We start from the raw sequence: 2,681 nt of genomic DNA, 5'->3' as shown, positions 1-2,681 counted from the left end.
GGGGGACGCGGCTCGAAGTAGGGGCCCAGTCTACCGACACACCTGAGCGGCCTACGTGTCGCGAGCGGTCATTCCCCCACCTCATGGAGCTGGTGCGCACGGGCGCGGTGGACCCCGACGAGCGCCCTGGATGCCTACCGCTCCTTCGACGCTCGCAAGCCGGGCTGGATGAAGGTGGAGCTCGAGCCCTCCATGCTGACGTGAGCCGGTTTGCCTTCACGGGCGGTGGCGCGCGGCCACGCGATAGAGCCATGTCAGGGAGTAATCCAGCAGCGCCTGGCATGAGCTCATGTAGTGACGGGCACGGACAAAGGGAAACCAGACACGGTTGCCCACGAGCACTTGAGCCTCATCGAGCCTCTGACGCGGTATCCACCGGCCTCCGAGGTTGCGCACCAGCACTTCCCCCAGGTAGGCGCCAATGGCGGGAACCGCGTGCGCATCGATGTTCTCCCGCAGGCGGCTCTTCGGGAAGTCCTCACGCCAGAAGTAGAAGTCCACGTCCGTGAGGGATTCGGGCGTTTCGTCGAACACGGAGGGCACCTGCTTGTGCAACAGAGCCACGAGGTGCTCGGCGAGATGGCCGTAGTGCTCCAGGGCGCGCTCGAGGCTGTCCACGTCCGGGACAAGAGCGGTGGAGGCTGGGCGCCACTCCTCGGGCTCGGGCGGCTGCCAGGCATTGAATTCGGCGATCTTTCGCTGGCGCTCGTGGCTGGCGGTGTAGTCCACCACGCGCGAGAGGAGCGGCGCCACGTCCGGCTGGAAGCGGGGCTCCACAGGCGCCAGTGTAGCGCTGCGCTCGCGTAGGGTGCGCAACACCGTATCAAAGCTCAAGTCCGGGCGAAGGTGGGCATGGGCGCGGGCTTGTGCCAGGCGCGCCTCGTCGCTGGCGAAGTCCGTGACGGTGGGCCACGTCACCAGCAGGACACAGCCATTGGGCAGCTCCTCCACCCGCCACGCCGGCGTGGACAGCATACGCTCGCGGCCCACCGTTTCCACCAGCCTGGGGCCGAAGACGTTGAGCCAGAACACCTCGTATACCTTGTCGAAACCGTCCCTGTACCAGGTCTCCTTGTCGCGACCAAAGTCAGGAAAGCCCGTCAAGGCTACGTCGTCGTTGCTGTGGGCGACTGCATGGGAGACAAGGTAGCGACTGGCCCAGGCACGAACCATCTCCACGAGATTGCGGCAACGCTCCGCTTCCTCGAAGAAGGAGAGCGGTTTTACCTCGAGCATGATGCGCAATTGGGGAGGAAGCGGCGGAAGCTCCAGCCTGGGCCACAGGTACAGCGAGGGCCACTCCGTTCGCCGGAGCACGATGGAGGTGCTGTTTTCGTCGCGCTTTTCTTCCAGGGCTTTCCAAATGGCGGCGCGGCCGTATTTGCGCCGCCGCTTGCCTTCCGCGACATCCGGCATCCAACCGTCGGCGTATTCCTCGAGCGCTTGGAAGAAGGGCTCCAGCTCGCTCTCCCATGCCGTCCGTGGCTCAAAAACACCTTCGAAGGAGAGCCAGAGGCTGTCCTGCGGCTTCGAATCGCGCACGCTCAACCGCTTCATTGGAACAGTACCTCCACGCCCTGAACCTTGCCCTCTGCATCTCGCATGGCTGCCTTCAACTTCGCTGAATCATGGGGCTTGAGTTTGCCCCCCTCGTAGATGAGGCGGACCCGCTGGACGGGAACCCTGCTGTCCCAGCCCAGAAGAGGCTGGAGGGAGTCCCGGCGGATGTCCAGCGTCCCGCCGTACTTCCGCTGGGCTTCCCTCGCGTCCTCAATCATCTGCGTCTTCAAGACGTCTGGCTCCAGCCCCGAGAGGTCGCGGCTCTTGAAGCTGAACGTCTCGACGCGAGGAGGGGCTCCGGCGGGGCTTCCCTCCTCGATGACGAGCACATCCGCATAGCGCAGGCCGCTCTCCGGCTTCCAGACTCCCACGGACCGCAGGATACGAGGCTGGATGAAGGCACCGAGGAAGCGGCGCTGGGCCCGAGGCAGCGCGGCGTCGGCCTCCAGCAACTCCACCATGAGACGCTCGAAGGCCAGCCCCCGGGTGAACCATCCCCACATCTGCTCGTAGTGCGCCCAGCGCAGGGGCCCCTGGGTGGCCTTGCCCTGCTGGATCTCTTGGACACGCCTCTCGTAGTAGGCGACGTACTCGCCCCAACGCGGGTTGCCCTCGGCTCCAGGCGGCGGAGCGTCGGGCGAGGGACGTTGGCGCTCCAGCGCCGCCAGTTCCCGGGACAGACGCGGGCCCGAGGCCTCCCACTCCATCAGCGCCAGCCGGGCCTCCACCACCTCCCGGGTAAGGCCTGCCCCCTCGTCCACCAGCGAGGCCAGGCTCCCGGAGCGCTCCATGGCACCGGTTTCCAGGGTGGCACGTGCGGCGTCATCCACCACGCGGGCCACCTGCCCGGAGCCCTTCTCCGCACCGCGCCTGGGCGCTGGAGCTCCCGTGGCCCCGGGCGCACCGGCCCCAGGGCTCCCAGTCGCACCGCGCTCCAGTCGTCCAGGGCCTCCACCACCCGGGGCATGTCCACGCGCTGTTGCAGGGCGACGTACTCAGCGGGCGAGGTGCTCGTGAGGAAGGGCGCCAGCAGCGCTTCGCCGCTGGAGGAGAAGTCGGGCCAGCCCGGGGGCACGGCCTGGCCGCCGCAGGTGGCGGAGCCCTGGGAGACAGTCCCCCCG

2 protein-coding genes are annotated in these 2,681 nt (G+C 67.4%); both read right to left on the bottom strand.

Features of this window, described 5'->3' with window-relative positions; translation table 11 throughout:
- Positions 1 to 216: 216 nt before the first annotated feature.
- Positions 217 to 1,557 carry a hypothetical protein gene (locus Q664_RS37040; RefSeq protein ID WP_043407032.1) on the bottom strand — a complete coding sequence of 447 codons (1,341 nt, stop codon included), beginning with the start codon at positions 1,555 to 1,557 and terminating at the stop codon, positions 217 to 219.
- Positions 1,554 to 2,351 (bottom strand): hypothetical protein, encoded by a 798-nt coding sequence (locus Q664_RS37035; RefSeq protein ID WP_235217025.1) that lies wholly within the window; start codon positions 2,349 to 2,351, stop codon positions 1,554 to 1,556. Before Q664_RS37035 ends, Q664_RS37040 begins: the two co-directional genes overlap by 4 nt.
- Positions 2,352 to 2,681 lie beyond the last annotated feature (330 nt).

The organism is Archangium violaceum Cb vi76 (assembly GCF_000733295.1).
Classification (GTDB): Bacteria; Myxococcota; Myxococcia; order Myxococcales; family Myxococcaceae; genus Archangium; species Archangium violaceum.
This window is presented reverse-complemented; position numbering and strand designations above follow the sequence as displayed.

Excerpts from the sequence above, each read along its gene's own strand:
- Q664_RS37035 (WP_235217025.1), bottom strand. The coding sequence starts at position 2,351 with ATGGAGCGCTCCGGGAGCCTGGCCTCGCTGGTGGACGAGGGGGCAGGC.
- Q664_RS37040 (WP_043407032.1), bottom strand. The coding sequence starts at position 1,557 with ATGAAGCGGTTGAGCGTGCGCGATTCGAAGCCGCAGGACAGCCTCTGG.